Origin of the sequence: Sphingobium sp. BHU LFT2 (genome assembly GCF_018604485.1) — a bacterium.
GTDB classification, from domain to species: domain Bacteria; phylum Pseudomonadota; class Alphaproteobacteria; order Sphingomonadales; family Sphingomonadaceae; genus Sphingobium; species Sphingobium yanoikuyae_A.
Genome location: NZ_JAFCGW010000012.1, coordinates 90,263 through 108,805 on the forward strand (window position 1 = coordinate 90,263; position 18,543 = coordinate 108,805).

Genomic DNA, 18,543 nt, shown 5'->3' on the forward strand with positions numbered 1-18,543 from the left:
AGGCTGACATGGCAGAATATCTGGCGCCCGGCGTCTTTATCGAGGAAATCGAGCGTGGTCCCCGCCCCATAGAGGGCGTCGCGACCAGCACCTCCGCCTTTCTGGGCGAGACGGAGCGCGGGTGGACCAAGCCCCGGCTCGTCACCAGCTTCAACGACTATCGCCGGCATTTCGGTTCGGTCTTCGCGGACGGCAAATATATGCCCGACGCGGTGTCTGGCTTCTTCGAAAATGGCGGCCGACGCGCCTTCATCTGCCGTATCGTCGGTGCCGACGCGACCGTCTCCACGCGGACCGCGGGCGGGCTGCAGATCGACGCGATCGGTCCCGGCGCCTGGGGCGACCGGGTGTTCGTGAAGATCGTGGAGAGCAGCACCAAGAAGGGCGACACGCCGATCGGCTTCCGCCTGCAGGTCGCCTATTGGCAGACGCCCTCGCCCGACGGCAATTACGCCGATCCGTTCGACCGCACCCAGCCGCCGCGCCTGCCGCTGCCCACGCTCGCGGAGGATTTCGACAATCTCGTCTGGGACGACCGCACCTCGCCCGATTATTTCGAGAAACGGCTTCAGGACAACAGCGCGCTCGTCACCGTCACCGCGCCGGCGCCGCTCACCACGCTGCCTTCCGCCGGCTTCGACAAGCTGACCGGCGGCGCGGACGCCAGCGCCGCGCCCGGCGTCAACCAGTTCAAGGGCGAGGACGCCGACAGCAATCTGCGCACCGGCCTCTCGGCGCTCGACCTCGACGATTATCGCGAGGTCGCGCTGGTGCAGGCGCCCGCCGCGCCCGACGACGTCGTCGCCGCCGTCATCACCCATTGCGAAAAGAGCCAGTTCCGCTTCGCCGTCGTCGACACCGCGAAGAATATGGGCGACCCCAATTCGGTCGATCCGCGCAGCAAGTGGGACACGCAATACGCCGCCTTTTATTATCCGTGGATCTGGGTGTCGGATCTGCAGAGCGGCCAGCGCAAGCTCGTCCCCCCCGGCGGCCACACGCTCGGCCTCTACGCCCGCACGGACACCGACCGCGGCGTGTGGAAGGCGCCCGCCAACGACACGCTGCGCGGCGTCTTCGACCTTGAATATCTGGTCGACGACAATGTGCAGGAGGTGCTGAACCCACGCGGGGTCAACGCCATCCGCCGCTTTCCCGGCCGCGGCATCCGCGTCTGGGGCGCGCGCACGCTCTCGTCCAACTCGCTGTGGAAATATGTCAGCGTCCGGCGCCTGTTCATCTTCCTCGAGCGTTCGATCTACGAGGGCACGCAATGGGTGGTGTTCGAGCCGAATGACGAACGCCTGTGGGAGCGGGTGAAGGACACCATCCGCCTATTCCTGCGCACCCAGTGGCGCGCCGGCGCGCTGATGGGCGTGACGGAGGAGCAGGCCTTCACCATCGCCTGCGACCGCTCGACGATGACGCAGGACGACATCCTGAACGGCCGCCTGATCTGCGAGATCGGCATCGCGCCCGTGCGCCCCGCCGAATTCGTGATCTTCCGCATCTTCCAGAACACCGCCGAAGCACAGAGCTGACCGGCGCGCAAGGAGACGCAGCATGGCACGCAACGACCCGATCCGGAACATGCGCTTCCGGGTGGAGATCGACCAGATCACCCAGGCCTATTTCAGCGAGGTGATGATCGGCGAGACCACCAACGAGGCGATCGACTATCGCGAGGGCATCGACCCCACCCATGTCCGCAAGCTGCCGGGCCTGACCAAGTACGGCAACATCACCCTCAAATGGGGCGTGACGGACTCGCAGGAACTCTACGAGTGGCACAAGAAGATCGTCGGCGGCGGCATCAAGGAAGGCCGCAAGTCCGTGAAGATCATCGTCATCGACGAATCCGGCACGGACAAGGCGAGCTTCCTCGTCTCGGAGGCCTGGCCCACCAAATACGATCCCAGCGACCTCAACGCCAAGGGCAATGAGGTGTTCATCGAGCTTCTCGAGCTGGTGAACGAAGGCATCGAGCGGACCCGCTGACGGCCGCGAGAGGAGAGCAGACATGGACCGCATATCCGCCGCCGGCTTCCGCACCGAAGTCGATTTCACTTTGCCCAAGGGCTATATCGACGAGACCGGCCTTCTCCACAAACGCGGCGTCATGCGCCTCGCCACGGCGGCGGACGAGATCCTGCCGCTGCGCGATCCGCGCGTGCAGTCGAACCCGGCCTATCTCACCGTCATCATCCTCGCGCGCGTCATCACCCGGCTCGGCAATATGCCGCATGTCGACACCGCGCTGGTCGAGGGGCTGTTCGCCTGCGACATCGAATATCTGCGCCAGCTCTACGAGGACATCAATTCGGCCGAGGAACCCGATGGCGTCCCCGCCGCGCCCGTCGCCGCAGCATCCTCCAATGGCCGCACCGTCGGCGGGATGCCCGTGCTGGGGGAAGCCTGATGGCCTACCCCGTGGCCGAACTTTACGGGGAAATGGCGTTCATCGCCGCGCATTTCCACTGGAGCAGCGAGACGCTGATGACCATGGAGCATGGCGAGCGCCGCCGCTGGTGCCGGGAGATTTCCGGCATCAACCGCCGGCTCGGCGGCGCGCCCGACGATCCGTTCGCGGGGCTGTAGGCAATGGCGCTGCACGATCCCTATGCGGGCTTCCGCTTCACGGTTCTGGTGGACCAGATCGTCAAGGGCGGCTTCACCAAGGTGCGCGGCCTGACCCGCGAGACGAAGGTGGAGAGCTTCCGCGAGGGCGGCGTCAACGACCATGAGCACAAGCTCGCCTCGCTCACCAGCTATGGCAATTTGGTGCTGGAGCGCGGCCTCGCCGACCCCTTTCTCTACATCTGGCATCAGGCGGTGGTGGAGGGCGTCATCAAGCGCGCGGTCATCACCGTCACGCTCAAGGATCCGCAGGGCAAGGACGCCTGGAGCTGGAACATCCTGAACGCCTATCCGGTCAAATGGTCGGTGGCGGACTTCGACGCCAATTCGGGGCAGGTCGCGGCGGAATCGGTGGAGTTCGCCCATCATGGCTATCTGCTGCGGCCCGGCCTCGGCAGCCTGACGAGCGCCTTTTGATGACGCCGCGCCCGCCCCTCGGCCTCGTCCGCCCGCTGACCCCGGTCACCGCCCCGCCGGCCACGCCCCCGTCGGCCACGCTTTTGCAGGACGCCCGCGCCGCTCCGCAGCCGCGCCGGGGCCTGCTGCTCCACTGGCGGCGCATCGCCCGCCACCGCGCTGCGCGGGCCACGCCGATCGCCGCCCCGCAAAGCTCGCCGATCGCGATCCACCTCCATTGCCGCACCCATGTCCACGCCGCGCCGATCCTGCCCACGCCCGCGCCGGATCGCATCCAGCCGACGCCCGCATCGCCCGCCGCCGCCGTCCGCCTGCACTGGCTCCGCGCGCCGGACCATCGCTTCCCGGCCGCCGCCTTCGCCACGCCCGCTCCGCGCAGCGCCCGGGCGGCCCCGGCGCCCGACGCGGCCGCGCCGCACGCCCAGCGCCGGCGAACCGCGCAGCGCCTGCCCTCGCCGGCTGCGATCCTCTGGCGTCCGGCGGCGGAGGCCCACGTCTTGAGCAGTCGCACGACCCTGCGCCTCGCCACGCTGACGCACCGCACCGAACGGCGCTCCGTGGCCACCGCCACCACCCAGATCCACCACGCGAAGCGCCGCCGCATCGTCGCCGTCCTTCCGCAACGACACCTCGCCACGCCCCAGCTTCCCCTGTCCGCTCCCGCACGGCGTGCCCGCCTCGCTTTGCCCTACGCCGCCCAGAGCATGCACCCGCTCGCGCCGCCCCCGTCCGCCACGCCGCAACAGCCCCCCCGTCCGACCCAGGAAAGCCCCGCCCAAACCCGCACCCCGCTCCGTCTCGTCCACCGCGCGCATGCGCCCGTCGATCGCCCCCGCCTCGCCGCGCGTGGCCGGGCGGGCGCCGACATCCTCTGGGCCGATCCGAAATCCGGCGGCGCGCTCCCCGGCTTCGGAACCGCCTTCCAGCCGACCTTCTCGCCTGCGACCGCCTCCGCGCCGCTCGCGCCGTCGCACGCACCCGCCTTCGCGCCGCCCCCGTCCGCGCCGCCGCCCGACGTCGACCGCCTCGTCACGGAGGTGATGCGCCGCATCGAACGCCATGGCCGCACCGAAAAGCTGAGAAGGGGTCTTTAGATGTTCGGAAAATCCCTTGAAAAAGCCTATATAGAGGTGCTGGCGGGCGTCCGGCAGGGAACGCGCATCAAGGTGCTGTTCAACCCCGCCGAATATAGCCTCGAACGCGCCAACGCCTATAAGGCGACCGCCCTTCCCGGCCTTGGCAGCCCGCTCATCCAGTTCGTCAACGGCGACGCCGCAACCCTGTCGATGGACCTGTTCCTCGACGACTGGACCGACCCCAACGGCCCGCCCAGCGACATCCCGCTCCTCGGCGGCGCCGACGGGGCCAAGAGCGTCAAGGACCGCATCGACGAGATCATCGCGCTGCTCGACATCGACCGGACGCTGCACGCGCCGCCGCCGGTGCGCTTCGTCTGGGGACCGCTGCGCTTCGAGGCGGTGATCGAGAAGATCGGCCGCAAGACCAGCCTGTTCCGTCCGGACGGCACGCCGGCGCGCGCTTCGCTCTCGATTTCCTTCAAGGAATTTCGCGCCGCCTTCGACATCCGCCTGGAATCGCCGGACAAGACCAAGCGCCGCCAGATCGACGTGTCCGAATCCATCTGGACCATCGCCGACAAGGAGTTCGGCGATCCGCGCCGCTGGCGCGTCATAGCCGCCGCCAGCGACGTGGACGATCCGCGATCGCTGCGCCCGGGCGACTGGCTGCGCGTCCCCCCGCTGGAGGTGAGCAATGCTCTTAACCGAACGCAATAGCGCCCCCGGCGACTTCTACGTCCCCGGCGCGTCGATCTGCATCGGCATGGACGGCGCGAACATGCGGGAACGCTATGGCCTGCATTTCACGCAGGTGGAGGTGGACCTGCAGGTGAGCGTGCAGGGAACCTTCCGCTTCACCATCCCGCGCGCCTTCGACAATGAACGCAGCGACTTCTTCACCCCCTCGGGCGATCCGCTGATGCCCCTCATCAAGCTGGGCGCGCGGGTCTGGATCCGCATGGGCTATGGCGATCTGCGCGCTACGACGCCGCTCATCTCCGGCTACATCACCGCCGTCTCCACCGGCTTCGCGGAGGGCGGCGCGCCGGACATAGAGGTGACGGGCATGGACGCCACCTTCGTGATGACGCTGGGCACCAGCGAGCATCGGCTGGAAAACCGCACGGTGCAGGACGCGGTGCAGGAGGTCGCGCAGAAGAACGGCCTCTCGCTCGACTTCTCCGGCAATGCGCCCGCCAACATCACGCTCGACTCCAACCTCCAGTCGGACCTCGACTTCCTTCGCAAGGTGGTGGAGATCTTCTCCAAGTCGGGCGCGAAATGGGAGTTTTTCGCGCGCTCCTCTTTCGGGCGGGACATGCTCGTCGTCCGTCCCCGCACCGCGCTCGAACGCCCGCTGCTCACCCTCGTCTGGGGCGGCGACCTCATCAGCTTCAAGCCGGAGATCAACCTCGGCAATCAGGTCCAGAGCGTGAAGGTCTATGGCTGGGACGAGGTTAAGAAGAAGGAGATCATCGGGACGGCGCCCACCGCGTCGGGTCCGAAAAGCGAACCCTCCGGCGGCGACATCCTGCGCAGCGCCTTCGGCCGCGACGCGGTGCTGGAACTGCGCCTGCCGGTGAAGACCCAGCAGGAGGCGGACCAGCGCGCCGCCGCCGCCTTCGCCAACCGCTCCAACGATCTGCTGAAGGGCGAAGGGGAGACGTTCGGCCGGCCCGACCTGCTGCCCGACAGCTGCATCGAACTGACCGGCATCGGCCAGCAATTCTCGACCACTTATTATGTCGCCAAGACCGTGCACCGCTACGACACCTCGGGCTATCGCACGCGCTTCTCCGTCGAAAGGCCGGTCGCATGAGCGCGCTCGCCTTCGAGCTGGAGGTCAACCGCGAGTCCGGCGGCGCGGTCGCCGGCGTCGCGGTCGCCACCGTCACCGCCAATGACGATCCGCAGGGGCTTGGCCGGGTGAAGCTGAGCTTCCCGTGGCGCGACAAGAGCTTCACCTCGGACTGGGCGCGCGTCCTCGCCCCCATGGGCGGCAAGGATCGCGGCGCCTATTTCCTGCCCGAAGTGGGGGATGAGGTGCTCGTCGCCTTCGACCGCGACGACATACGCTACCCCTATGTGCTGGGCGCGCTGTGGAGCGACGCGGACAAACCGCCCGAGGCCAATTCGAGCAAGAAGAACGACATTCGCGTCATCAAGTCGCGCAAGGGCCATATGCTGCGCTTCGACGACGCCGACGCGAAGGGCGTCATCACCATCCAGCTGAGCGACGGCAAGAAGATCGAGGTGGATGACGACGGCATCCGCATCACCGACAAGAGCAACAGCATCACCATCGACACCAAGGGCGGGTCGATCAACGTCAGCGCGCAGACCTCGCTGTCGCTCAAGGCTCCGCAGATCAGCATCGAGGCGTCCGGCACGCTCGACCTCAAGGGCGGGTCGAGCCTCAGCGCGTCCGCCGGCGTGGTGAGGATAAACTGATGGCGAGGATCAACTGATGGGCCAGCCCGCAGCCCGCGTCGGCGACACCACCGGCCATGGCACGCCGCTCGGCCCCGGCCCCGGCGCGCCCACGGTGCTGATCGCCGGCATGCCCGCCTGGCGCGCGGCGGCGGATGTGCATGTCTGCCCGCTGGTCGACGGGGTGAAGCCGCATGTCGGCGGCGTGGTGGCGAAGGGGAGCGCGACCGTACTGATCGCCGGGCTGCCGGCGGCGCGGCAGGGCGACATGATCGTGGAGGCTGGCGCGCCCAATCCCATCGCCATGGGCGCCCCAACCGTGCTGATCGGAGGATGAGGATGGACCGGCAGGGACAGCGCGACTTCCTCGGCGTCGGCTGGCGCTTCCCGGTGGCGACCGCCCCCGCCACGGGCGACATCGCGCTGTCCGCTTATGCGCGCGACATCAAGGAGGCGATCCGCATCATCCTCCTGACCGCGCCCGGCGAGCGCGTCATGCGGCCCCGCTTCGGCTGCGGGATACATGATCTGGTGTTCGAGGAGATGAGCACCACCGTGCTGTTCGCGGTGGAGGCGGCCGTGCGCGACGCGCTCACCGTCTATGAACCGCGCATCGACCTCATCAGCGTCGCGGTGGACCCGATCGGCGCGCTCGACGGCGTGCTGCTGATCGTCCTCGACTATCGCGTCCGGCGCACCAACCAGACCGACAATCTCGTCTACCCCTTCTATTTCAAGGAGAGCGGAGCGCCATGACGCCGAAGCTCGACGGACGCTCGCAGGCGGACATCGCGCAGCGGCTGCTGCGCGACGCCGCCGCGCTTCTTGGCCACAATGGCGAGCCGGTGGAGCCGGGCCGCATCGGCGGCGCGATCATCGCCAGCGCCGCGCGCCTGTTCGAGGAGGTGACGCGCCGCCTCGACCGCGCGCCGGACAAGCAGGCGGACAATTTCTACACCGCCATGGGCCTCGGCCGCGACCCTGCGCAGCCGGCCGGCGTCCCCGTCGCCATCGCGCTTTCGGACAATGCGCCGGACGGTCTGGTCGCGGAGGCCGGCACGAAGCTGACCGCCGATGTCGGCGGCGATCCGGCGATCTTCGAGACGCAGGCCGGGATCGCCCTCGCGCGCGGCAAGGTGACGGCGCTGACCGCCGCCGATCTGACCGGGGACCGCATCTTCCTCGCGGCCGGCGCGGTCGTCACGCCCGTCCTGCCCCGCCCCGTCGCCGTCTCCCGCTTCGTGCGCAGCGCCGCCGGCGCGGGCGCGACGATGCTCCAGATCGACCCGGCGCAGGGTCTCGCTCCCGGCATGCCCCTGCGTTTCGGTTCCGATCCGGCCTCGCCCGAATATGACGTCACAAAGGTCGAGAACGACGTCGTCACCATCACCCCCGCGCTGGAGGCTGCGGTGGCCGAACGCGCGCCCGTCACCGAAGTCGCCAGCTTCGCGCCCTTCGCGCCCGGCGCCCGCGATCGCCAGTCGCACAGCCTCTATCTCAGCCACCCGACCCTGCTCGACGTCCCCGCCGCGCTCACCATCAGCGTCGGCGGCGTCGCCAGCACGCAGACGATCGACTGGCGCTGGTTCGGCCGCAAGGCCACCGATCCCGAAGGCAGCGCCCCCGACTGGCAGGATTTCGACAAGTCCGAATTTGTGGCCGGCGCGTGGCGCCTCACCAAGGCGAAGGGCAAGCCGGAGAAGACCGACGTCAACGCGCGGAACGGCCTGTGGCTGCGCGGCCGCCTCACCTCCAGCCCCGCCCGCACCGAAAGCGTCGGCCAGATCACCCTGGCGGTCGCGAGCGAGGTCTGCTCGGACGAGCATCACTTGCGCTGCGAAGCGCCGAAAATGGACGCGATCGACTATGAGGCAGTCGCCGTCACCACGCCGGTCGTGCCCAACAAGCCTTATTATCCCTTCGGCCGCGAACCCCGGCTGTTCGACGCCTTCTACATCGGCTGCGCGGAGGCGTTCGGCAAGGCGGGGGCGGAGGCGAGCCTGTGCTTCACCATCGGCGGCGCCTCGCTCGGCGCGCTCACCGCGGTGTTCGCCGGCCGCAGCGCGCTCGTCTTCGGGGTCGGCACCGACCGCCAGCTCTACCTCGCCCGCTTCACGCCCTATCGCCCCAGCTTCGCGCCGATGCCCGGGCCGAAGCTCGCCGGCCAGCCCGTCTTCCTCGCCTCGCAGGCCCCGCTCTCCGCCAGCGCGACCTTCGACGGCATGGTCCGCCTCGCAGTCGCGGGCGAAGGCGCGGTCCATGTCGCCGAATTTCCCTTCGCCGGCCCCTTCACCGACGGCCTCATCCCATGGCGCAGCCTCGCGCTGGATGAGGCCGACGCCGCCAAGCCGGTCCGCGCCCTGTTCGTCAGCACGGACGACGCGGGCAGCGTCCACGCCCTTGTCGGCGACCGCATCCTCATCTGGACGCGTGGGCCACGGGGCGAACTGACCGCGCGGCCGCCGATCCCGAACGCCGTCGACCTCCTCCCGCTTCAGGGACCGGGAGCAGACGCCGCCCTCCTCATCAGCGCGGCGAAGGACGGCTCCTGGACCATGGAGGCCAAGATCGCCTCCGTCACGGCGCTCCACCCGCTCGGCTCGCTCGAAGCCAATGCGCTCCCCAGCCTCCAGCGCGCCGCCTGGGCCTCGCAGAGCGACCTGACGCGGGCGGACATCGTCATCGCCGGCTATGAGAAGCGCACCGACGCCAGCACGCATCTCGTCGTCCGCCGCATCGACGCCGACGCGCCCGCCTCGCGGCCGACCGTGGACGACAGCGAAGCCCCGCCGCTGCCGATCGCCTTCGAGGCCGGCATCGGGACGCTCCCCACCATCCTCATCGCCGATGCGGAGCCGATCCGCTTCCTCGCGCGCGGAAGCCGATACACTCGCGCCGGCGGCGTCACCGGCATCGGCGCCAGCGCGAACGGCCAGCGCCGTTTCCTCGACGCCGGCTGGACGGTCGTGCAGGACGCCGATCAGGGCCTTCTCTACCGCAGCAGCCCGGCCGGCGGCCTGCTCGCGGTCGATCGCTTCCACGGGGTCAAGCGCACCGCCGTCGCCGCCGCGGACATCCCGACCGGCGCGACATGGTTCATCGCGGCCAATGGAGCCAATGGCGAAGGCTTCGTCCTCGCCGACAGCGCCGGCGGAAACGCCCTGCTCCTGCCGCTCATCGGCGACATCAGCCCCCCCACTTCGCAGGGCCGCCTGCGCGGCCGCTTCTTTGCGCCCACTGGCGTCACCGGCACGATCAGGCAAACCGCCGGAACCATCAGCCTCGCCGTCATGACGGGCCAGGCCTCCGATGTCGAACGATCCGTCATCCTCGCGCTGGCGAACGCCAACCGCCAGCCGCTCGGCCTGTGGGCGCTCGATTACACCGCCGCCAATGGCTGGACGCTTCCAACCGGCTCGCCCGCCCTGCCCGCCGCAGCCACGGCCTTCGTCCTTCTGCGCTACGCCCCGGACGACAGCCTCGCGAACATCCCCGCGCTCGACTATTTCGCACCCGACAGCGCTGACCTTCTGCGTCTCGACGCCCGCCTCGCCGCCGGCCCGCTCAGCACCTATTATGGCGACCGGCCCGTCACCGCGATCGAACTGTTCGACGGCGTCTCCGCCATCGCCATCGACCATGACGAGGTCGCCGGCGCGCTCATCACCCTCGCCTTGCCGCAGACCGCATGGTCCGCGCTCGGCCCCGACGAGCCGGCCAACCCCGCCTTGTCGTGGGAATATTGGAACGGCTCCTCCTGGTGGGCGCTCGACAGCGCGGCGTCGAATTTTCTCGACCGCACCGGCAATCTTCTGGTCGACGGCGGCGTCTATTTCCGCGTTCCCGCCGATCTTCAGGAAACGGAGGTGGGCGGGCGCAAAAACCGCTGGATCCGCGCCCGGCTGGTCGGCGGCGATTATGGCGAGGCGCGCGTCAGCGTCCACACCGTCGGCCCGCCCGACGACCAGACGCAGACCATCACCCGCGATCTCAGCGTCATCCGCGCGCCTTATGTGGTGCGCCTGCGCATCGGCTATTGCGCCGGCACGCCCACCCCGCCGGACATCGTGCTGACCGCCGACAATCTGGATGCGCTGGACCAGAGCGAGGCGAACAAGCAGGGCCTGCCCATCCGCATCTTCCAGACCGTCGCGGACGCGCTCGCCCCCGCGCCGCAACCGGTCGAGGCGAATGCGGAGATCGCGGACTGCTGCCGCCCTGCGGCGCCGCTCCCTCCGGAACCCTATCCCGAGCCGCCCTGCTCCTGCGAGGCGGAAAACGCAGCGGCCGCCCCCGCCGCCGCCCGCACGATCCTGATCGGCTTCGACCAGCCGGTGCGCGGAACGCCCTTGTCGCTCTATGTCGACGCGGTCCCGGTCAGCGGCGACTGGACGGTGTCGGCGGAGGTCTATCGCAAAGGCCGCTTCACCCCCGCGCGCGTCATTTCGGACAGCAGCAGCGGCCTTGGCGAAAGCGGCGTCATCGCCATGGAGATGCTGGAGCCGCCCGACCGCGCGCAACTGCTCGGGGCCAGCGCCTGCTGGCTGCGCCTCTCGCCGGTCGCCGATGCGGCAAACTGGTCGCCCCGGCTGCGCGGCGTCTATCTGAACGGCGTCATGGTCGCCTCGGTCGAAACCCGGTCGATGGAGACGATCGGCACGTCGGACGGCTCGCCCGACCAGAGCTTCCGCCTGTTCGCCGATCCGGTGGACGGCGCCAGCCTCGACCTCTGGCTGTCCGAACAGGTCGGCGAAGACGAAGGCGCCGCCCTCGGCGCGGAAGCCGCCATTTCCGGCATGCCCGGCCCCTGGGTTCGGTGGACGCAGGTTCGCGAATTTCCATCCGAGGATCAGGATGCGCCCGCGCGCCTCTATGCCGTGGACGAACAAAGCGGCCTCATCAGCTTCGGCAATGGCCGCAACGCGCTGGCGCCGCCGATGGGCAGCGCGATCCTCGCGCGCAGCTACCGCCATGTCACCGGAACCGCGGCCAACGCCGTGGCGCCGGGCGACAAGCTGCAACCCATCTCGCCCGTCGCCGGCGTGGATCAGGTGATCGCGCTCGACGGCGCGCAGGGCGGAACCGATGTCGAGGCGCCGGAACAGGCCCGCGCCCGCGCGCCGGTGAAGCTGCTGAACGGCGGCCGCATCGTCACGCTCGGCGATGTGGAGAATTACGTCCGCGCCCGCTTCCCCACCGTCGCGCAGGCCAGCGCCGTCCCGTGGCGGGGCGCCAGCCGCCTCATCGTGGTCGGCCGGGGCGACGCGCTCATCCCGCCGCCCGCCGCGCTGAAGGCGGTCGCCGCGCGGCTGCATGGGGTCGCCAGCTTCGGCCTCCTCGCCCCCGGCCGGCTCGTCCTCGCGCCCCCGCGCCTTCTGAACGCCAGCATCGACCTCAGCGTCGATGTCGACCCCGGCGTCGATTATTCGGGCGTGGAGCAGGACGCCAAGAGCGCGCTCGCCGCCTTCTTCCATCCCGAAACCGGCGGCCATGCCGGGCAGGGCTGGCCGGTCGGCGCGTCGCCCACTACCACGGACGTCGCCGCCGCGCTGGCGGATCTGGGCGACCGTGCTGTCATCAGCGCCATCGTCATCGTCCGCGCCGATACCGGCGCCCCGCTGCCCGATCCGCTGCCCGCCGACGTGCTCGTCCTCGTCGCCCGCGCCGCCGTCACCGTCCATCTGTTTGCGGAGGCCGGCGCATGATCCCCCTCGCCACCAATCTCGACGACGCCGATTTCGACCGGCTGATGGCGGCCGCGCGCGGCCGCCTGCCCGCGCTCGCGCCGGAATGGACGGACTATAACATCCACGATCCGGGCATCATGCTCATCGAACTGCTGGCGTGGCTGGTCGACACCCAGATCTATTCGGTCGCGCGCGACCGGCTCGACGAGCGCCTCGCCATGACCCGGTTGCTCGGCGCGCCGCCACGCGCCGCCATCCCCGCCAGCGGCGTCGTCTATCCCGTGGAGGCGCCCACCGCAGCGCAGGCCATAGACGCCGGCATGGTCCTCCTGCCCCGGACCAGCTCGGTTCAGCGCGTCGAGACGACGCAGGCCATCACCCTCCTGCCCCACGCCATCGCGCGCATCGCCACCGTCGCGCCGGATGGCCGCGCGACCGACCAGACGCAGATCAACGATCGCGCCCGCGCCGGCTTCTCGCCTTTTGGCGACGCCAATGACGGCGCGCTGCGCATCAGCCTGACCGGCCCCGCACTCCCGGCCCCCTCACTTCCTGGCGGCACGACCATCCGCCTGTCGCTGGGCTTCGAGGTGGAGGGCGCGCCGCCATTCCAGCCGACGCTTGACCTTGGGGCGCTCAGCGTCACCGACGCGGCGGGCGCCCCGATCGCCGTCGCGCTGGACGGCACGGCCGGGCTTCAGCGCAGCGGCGCGCTGATCCTCAGCCTGCCCGCCGGCGCGGTCCCGCCCGCCATCATCCTGCGCCCGTCCCAGCATTATGTGCTGACCCCGCGCCTCATCCGCGTGGCGCTCAACGCGCTGCCCGTCGAACAGCGCGCCACGATTGCGCTGCCGTTGCGGGAGGGGAACAACCGCCCCGGCCAGACCATAGAGGTCGATCCCTCCACGCTCTTTCCGGCGGACGAGCATGGCGACGGCCCGATCTGGCGGCTCATTGACGCGCCGACGGTCGAGAGCCTCGACGCCGTCCCGGGCATAGCGTGGGACAATGGCCCGCTCGATCCCGCCGGCCCCGCCGACCGCCGCTTCGCTTATGAGGAACGGGCCGACGGCGCGCTCGTCCGCATCCACTTCGGCAATGGCGTCAACGGCCGCAAGCCGGCGCTCGGCGAACCGCTCGGCGTGACCCTCCGCCTCACCTGCGGCGACGGCGGCATGGCTCGCCAGCCGGTCGACTGGGTGCTGGACGGCGCCCGCACGCTCTGGCGCAACCGCGAGGCGATCGGCGGCGGCGCGAACACGCAGACGGTCGAGGACGCGCTGGCCGGCATCCGCGCCATGCTGGATGACAACCGCCTGCTGGCCACATCGGCTCAGGTCGCGAAGGCCGCCCTCACCCTCGGCCCCGCGCTGGGCGTCGTCCGCGCCGCCGTCGAGGAAGGCTGGCAGCGCGGCCGGACATCGCCCGCCATCGCCGCCACCCGCACGCTCATCGTCGGCCATCGGTCGCCGGGGCGGGAGACGCCGGACTGGCTCGCCCGCATCGCCGCCGCGTTGCGCCCGCGCATCGCCATCGGCGAACGTCTGCTCGTCGTCGCCCCCGTCTACCGCCCCTTCACCCTCGCCATCGCCGCCGGCCTCGCGCCGGGGCAGAACGGCGTGATGGTCAAGGCAGCCGTCGCGCAGATGATCGCAGACCGTTTCGCGCTCAGCGACCCCCGCTGGCCGCTCGGCCGCGATGTGGAGGCCGCCGCGATCACAGGGTGGGTCCGCCGGATCGCCGGCGTGGCGGCGCCCGTCACGGTGTCGATCATCACCGACACCGGTCCCGTGGAGCGCCTCTCCGTCGGTCGCGGCGAACTGCCCCGGCTGGGCGCTTCGGCCGTCATCAGCATCGGGGGCGCAGCATGAGCAACGACGGCCTCGCCTATCGCTTCGAAACCGCCGCGCAGCAGGCGCTCTGCCTCGTCATGGCCGCGCCCGAACGCCATGATCTGGACCGCGCCGATGGGGAGGTCGTCACGACCTTGGCCGGCGCCGTCAGCGCCTTCCTGATGGCGCCCGGCGGCCATGCGATATGGATCGACGCCGACGGCGCGCTGCGCGGCGACGCCTGCGCGGGGACGCGGGTCGGCTCCGTGCGCCGCATGGCGGCGGGCAGGCGCGCCCTCTGGCTGCTCTCCGACGTCGGCCTTTTTCATTTCGATAATGAAACATTGCAGCTGATGGAGATGCTGGACGCCGGCGGCGCGAGCGACATCGCCATCGGCGCGGACGGCGTCTGGCTGCTCCTGCCCGACGGCCTGCTGCGCCTCGGCCCCACGCCGCTGCGTCGTCCCCTCCCCGCCGGCGCGGCCATCGACCGCATCGCCATTCATGGCGACAGCCTCGCTTTGCTCGACCGCGCGGCGAACCGCCTCATCCTGCAACGGCCGGACAAGCCGGACCTTGCGCTCGATCTCGCCGATCCGCTGGGCGCCGGCCAACCCGCCTTCACCGCCCGCGACATCCAATCCGCCCCGGCCGGCTTCCTGCTCTCCGGCGACTGGGACGGCGCGGCCGGCTATCTCATGCTCGATCCCAATGGCGAGCCGGGCGCATGGGGCCGGTTCGATGTCGCGCCCATCGCCTTCGCCGCGCAGGACGACGCGCTCTATCTCCTCTATCAGGACGGCGCGGTCGCCAGCCTGCTCCGCTTCCCCGGCGCGGCGGTACTCGGCGGCCAGCTCTGGCTGACGCCGGCGCTGGAGAGCGATACGCTGGCGGGCGACTGGCTGCAGGCCAGCATCGCCGCGACCCTGCCCGAGGGCGCGACGCTGTCGCTGCGCTGGGCCGCCAGCCGCGACGCCGCGCTGCGCCTCTCGGCCGACGCCCTGTTGGACGACGACAGCCTCCTCCTCGGCCAGCGCGCCCGCATCCTTGGCGCCCTGTTGGATTGGTCGCCCATCACCCGAACCTTCGCTGAGACCGCGCATAACGTGCTTAAGTCCAACCCCTGTTGCTTCTCCCTGGCCGGCGCGGATGGCAGTTTCCTCTGGCTGGAGGTCCGCCTCGACCGCAACAACGCGGCCAGCGCGCCCGTCCTCCACAGCCTCGTGGTCAGCCATGACCAGCCCGGCCTGATGCAATGGCTCCCCGCCGTCTACGCAACGCCGCAGGGCGATCTCGACGGAACCCTCGGCCGTCTCGTCGGCCTGTTCCAGGCGGTCGGCGGGGAACTGGACGACGCCATCGACTCGCTCGCACTCCTGTTCGATCCGAAGGCCGCGCCCGCCGCCTGGCTCCCCCGTCTCGCCGGCCTCCTCGACCTGCCCTTTGACGAGACGCTGCCCGAAGCGGCGCAGCGCGCCATCATCGCCGCCGCCCCGCATCTGCTGCTACAGCGCGGCGCCCGCGCGGCGATCCTGACGCTGCTCGCGGCCACGCTCGGCGACCGCCCTTATCGCGTCATCGACCGCACCGGCGAATTCGCCCCCATCACCCTCGGCGGTCCCACCCTCGGCGGCTCGGCGCTGCCCGCCTTGCTTGCCGGCCCCTCCGCCGCCAGCCCGGCGTTGAACGCCCGCCTCATCCTCGGCCGCACCCCTATCGGCTGCCCCGGCGCGCCGAACGTCAGCCGCGCGCCCGAGCTGTTCGTGGAGATCCCCGCCACCCCCGCCGAAACCCGCCGCTACCGCATGGTGATCGAGGCGATGCTTGGCCGCCTCGTCCCCGCCGGCGTCCGCCTTCGGACCCGCTGGACCGCGCTGGCGGCGGCGACGGGCGCAGATGTCCTTACCGTCCTCAATGATGGCCGCCCCATCATCCTCGGCGACGCCCATCCGCTCGGGATCGCGCCGCTCGGCGGCGACGACAGCCTGATCGGCGGCGCAGGCTCGTCCATCCCGGTGACATTACCATGATCCAGCAGGAGACATCATCATGAGCTGCGACCCGCCAGCCCCAAAGGCCGCGACCACCTGCGGCCCGTGCAGCGCGTCCGAGCGCAACCGTTATTTTCCCGGCCGGCGGCTCAGCGTCGCCGACTATCAGCTCGAACAGCGCCATCTGATCGAACGGCGACGCCTCATCAACCGCGCCATGCTCGGCTGGGGCGTTGTCGAGGGGATGGCGGTCGAAACCATCACGCAGGACGCCGAGAAGAACCGCGGCGTCGTCGTCGGCCCCGGCTTCGCGCTCGACCCGCGCGGCCGCGAACTGGTCGCCTGCGACGCGGTGGAGCTTCGCTCCGCCTGCGACATCCTCTGGCTCGAACGCAGCAAGGGCGGCCTGGAGCCTGCCGAACCGCCACAGCAGGAGGAAGGCGACGCCGCGCCGCGTCATTATCTCCTCAGCGCCCATTACGCCGAACGGCCAGTGGACTCGGTCAGCATCGGCGACGACTGCACGCCCGCCCGCTGCGAGGCGACGCACATCTGCGAGACGGTGGTCTATTCGTTCATCCGCATCGATGCCTGCCCGTCCGGCCTCGCCCCCTGCCCCGACCCGTTCTGGCCGCGCGGCGACTGCCCTTCTGTCGATGAGCGCTGGTGGAGCGTGCCGGAGCCCGGCGCCGATCCCGCCATCGCCAGGATCAGCGACCGCGGCCCGCATCGCCAGCTCGCGAAATGGAGCCTCGAGCGCCTCGACAAGGGGCTGTGCCGCATCGACTGCCTGGACCGCCTCGGTCCGCTCCTCGTCGCGCTCGACGACGGCGTGCCGCTCGCCTGCGTCACCGTCGGCTTTGATTGCGGCAAGCCCTATGCCATGAGCGTGGACAAAAGCTGGTATCCGCGCCGCCTCGCCAGCCCCAACCCGACCCTGTTCGACCTGATCCGCGGCTGCGACCTCACCCGCATCAAGGATGTCGGCTGGGCCGAATGGCTGCCGCACGACAGACGCGTCGTGCCGTTCAACGCCTTCGCGAAGAAGTTCGCGGCCCCGGCTCCGGTCAGCAACCCCAAGGCCAAGCGCTACAAGGGCGAGCCGGTCGCGACCGACTTCTGGCTCTGCTTCACCGGCCCGGTGCAGACCGCCTCGCTGACGCCGGACATTTTCGCCATCACCCTCGTCCAGCGCGACGAGAATGAGGATGTGGGCGAGGTGCGCCGGATGCCGGTACGCGCCATCGACGTCGCGTCGCAGACCGCGGGCGATCCCGACGGCACCACCCGCGCCTGCCGTCCCCGGGTCAGCTTCCGCTTCTGGAACGGCGAGATCAATCCCGACAACAGCTCCGGCTTCGAGCAGGAGACGCTGGTCGAGATCGAGGTGCGCACCGCCTTCATCATCGACGCGCTCGGCCAGAAGGTCGCGGGCGGCGGCCGCTACGTCCCCAGCGACAACTGCGCGCCCGGCGGCCGTTTCCTCAGCAGCTTCGTCGTCGAACCGTCGCCGGAGGAGCCTGACGGCGGAGAGGCCGATGGCGGAGACAAGGACAATGTGCCGGCAGGTCCGCCGGACGTGAAGAAGCAGGACGACCCATCGCAGCGAGCGGCCACGCCGCCAGCGCAGGAGGCTTGAAATGACCCATGACTGCAACTGCCACGGCGGCGGCGACCACCGGCTGGCGACCATCGTTCCCGGCAGCCTCGAACGACCGCTCTACGCTCCCGGCCTCATCCTGCAGGACAGCGACCTGACGGCCGCGGTGGACTATACCCGCGAGTTGAACCGGCTGCTGTTCCGCACCCTGTTCGGCTGCGGCGTGCTGTGCGGCCTTACAGTGTCGATCAGGGAGAATTGCGGCCTCATCGTCACCGTCAACCCCGGCCTTGCGCTTGACGGCTGCGGCGATCCGCTGCATCTGCCCGGTTCGGCTGTGATCAAGCTGGAGGAGCGCGACGGCGTCCTCTCACCCGCCGGAACCAATGGCGCGCCGCGGTTCACCCAATTCTGGGTGCTGGCCTGCGCGAAGGACGGCAAGTGCCGCCCCCGCCCCACCGTCTGCGACGACTCCCTGGACGACCGCACGCAGGCGACGCGGGCGCGCCTCAACACCGAAATCTCGGTGACTTTCGATCCGCCGACCTGCGCCTGCGGCTGCATGGATTTCAGCAATCAGCATGGCGACGAGGAAGGCGGGAGCGAAGAGGAGTTCGGCAGCGGCGATATCGAGATCGACACCCTGCCCGACCGCGTGACAGACTGTTACGACAAGCACAATTATGATCCCGCCTGTCCGGAGGATTGCGGCTGCGGCTCCTCCTGTTCCTGCGGTTGCTGCGTCCTGCTCGCGGAGGTACGCTGGGTGGAAAATGACGGCCAGAATGGCTGGCAGGTGCGCCACAAGGGCGTGCGCCGCTTCGTCCGCCCGGCGCTGATCCCCGACCCCATCTCGTCCTGACGTCCACG

At 70.1% G+C, this 18,543-nt stretch carries 16 protein-coding genes; all 16 read left to right on the plus strand.

The genetic code is table 11. From position 1 onward, the window contains the following. Positions 1–8: 8 nt before the first annotated feature. From JQK15_RS19585 to JQK15_RS19660, 16 genes are read left to right on the plus strand one after another with little or no spacing between them, the layout of a single operon-like run. Positions 9–1,541 (plus strand): phage tail sheath family protein, encoded by a 1,533-nt coding sequence (locus JQK15_RS19585; RefSeq protein WP_214867053.1) that lies wholly within the window; start codon positions 9–11, stop codon positions 1,539–1,541. A 22-nt stretch (positions 1,542–1,563) separates the two neighbouring features. Next, a complete protein-coding gene (locus JQK15_RS19590; protein WP_125987001.1) occupies positions 1,564–1,998 on the plus strand; it encodes a phage tail protein in 435 nt (144 codons plus the stop codon). 22 nt (positions 1,999–2,020) lie between these two features. Continuing rightward, positions 2,021–2,419: a hypothetical protein gene (locus JQK15_RS19595; RefSeq protein ID WP_214867055.1), complete on the plus strand. Its 399-nt coding sequence runs from the start codon at positions 2,021–2,023 to the stop codon at positions 2,417–2,419. Then, positions 2,419–2,598 carry a DUF6760 family protein gene (locus JQK15_RS19600; RefSeq protein WP_017498956.1) on the plus strand — a complete coding sequence of 60 codons (180 nt, stop codon included), beginning with the start codon at positions 2,419–2,421 and terminating at the stop codon, positions 2,596–2,598. The genes JQK15_RS19595 and JQK15_RS19600 overlap by 1 nt, the downstream gene beginning before the upstream one ends. A gap of 3 nt (positions 2,599–2,601) precedes the next feature. Beyond that, a complete protein-coding gene (locus tag JQK15_RS19605) occupies positions 2,602–3,054 on the plus strand; it encodes a phage tail protein (RefSeq protein ID WP_017498955.1) in 453 nt (150 codons plus the stop codon). Further along, positions 3,054–4,148 carry a hypothetical protein gene (locus tag JQK15_RS19610; protein WP_214867057.1) on the plus strand — a complete coding sequence of 365 codons (1,095 nt, stop codon included), beginning with the start codon at positions 3,054–3,056 and terminating at the stop codon, positions 4,146–4,148. Before JQK15_RS19605 ends, JQK15_RS19610 begins: the two co-directional genes overlap by 1 nt. Further along, positions 4,149–4,850 (plus strand): CIS tube protein, encoded by a 702-nt coding sequence (locus JQK15_RS19615; RefSeq protein WP_214867059.1) that lies wholly within the window; start codon positions 4,149–4,151, stop codon positions 4,848–4,850. After that, positions 4,828–5,952 (plus strand): phage late control D family protein, encoded by a 1,125-nt coding sequence (locus JQK15_RS19620; RefSeq protein ID WP_214867061.1) that lies wholly within the window; start codon positions 4,828–4,830, stop codon positions 5,950–5,952. Before JQK15_RS19615 ends, JQK15_RS19620 begins: the two co-directional genes overlap by 23 nt. Then, positions 5,949–6,584 (plus strand): phage baseplate assembly protein V, encoded by a 636-nt coding sequence (locus JQK15_RS19625; RefSeq protein ID WP_125987011.1) that lies wholly within the window; start codon positions 5,949–5,951, stop codon positions 6,582–6,584. Before JQK15_RS19620 ends, JQK15_RS19625 begins: the two co-directional genes overlap by 4 nt. Before the next feature lie 16 nt (positions 6,585–6,600). Next, positions 6,601–6,900 (plus strand): PAAR domain-containing protein, encoded by a 300-nt coding sequence (locus JQK15_RS19630; RefSeq protein WP_017498951.1) that lies wholly within the window; start codon positions 6,601–6,603, stop codon positions 6,898–6,900. A 2-nt stretch (positions 6,901–6,902) separates the two neighbouring features. After that, complete coding sequence (locus tag JQK15_RS19635) at positions 6,903–7,319, plus strand: GPW/gp25 family protein (protein ID WP_214867064.1); 417 nt, start codon at positions 6,903–6,905, stop codon at positions 7,317–7,319. Next, positions 7,316–12,268 carry a baseplate J/gp47 family protein gene (locus JQK15_RS19640; RefSeq protein WP_214867066.1) on the plus strand — a complete coding sequence of 1,651 codons (4,953 nt, stop codon included), beginning with the start codon at positions 7,316–7,318 and terminating at the stop codon, positions 12,266–12,268. The genes JQK15_RS19635 and JQK15_RS19640 overlap by 4 nt, the downstream gene beginning before the upstream one ends. Then, positions 12,265–14,121, plus strand: a complete 1,857-nt coding sequence (locus JQK15_RS19645) for a baseplate J/gp47 family protein (protein ID WP_214867068.1) — start codon at positions 12,265–12,267, stop codon at positions 14,119–14,121. Before JQK15_RS19640 ends, JQK15_RS19645 begins: the two co-directional genes overlap by 4 nt. Next, positions 14,118–16,112, plus strand: a complete 1,995-nt coding sequence (locus JQK15_RS19650; protein ID WP_214867070.1) for a phage tail protein — start codon at positions 14,118–14,120, stop codon at positions 16,110–16,112. The genes JQK15_RS19645 and JQK15_RS19650 overlap by 4 nt, the downstream gene beginning before the upstream one ends. Before the next feature lie 19 nt (positions 16,113–16,131). Beyond that, complete coding sequence (locus tag JQK15_RS19655; protein ID WP_214867072.1) at positions 16,132–17,712, plus strand: hypothetical protein; 1,581 nt, start codon at positions 16,132–16,134, stop codon at positions 17,710–17,712. A 1-nt stretch (position 17,713) separates the two neighbouring features. Then, positions 17,714–18,535: a hypothetical protein gene (locus tag JQK15_RS19660; protein ID WP_214867074.1), complete on the plus strand. Its 822-nt coding sequence runs from the start codon at positions 17,714–17,716 to the stop codon at positions 18,533–18,535. Positions 18,536–18,543 lie beyond the last annotated feature (8 nt).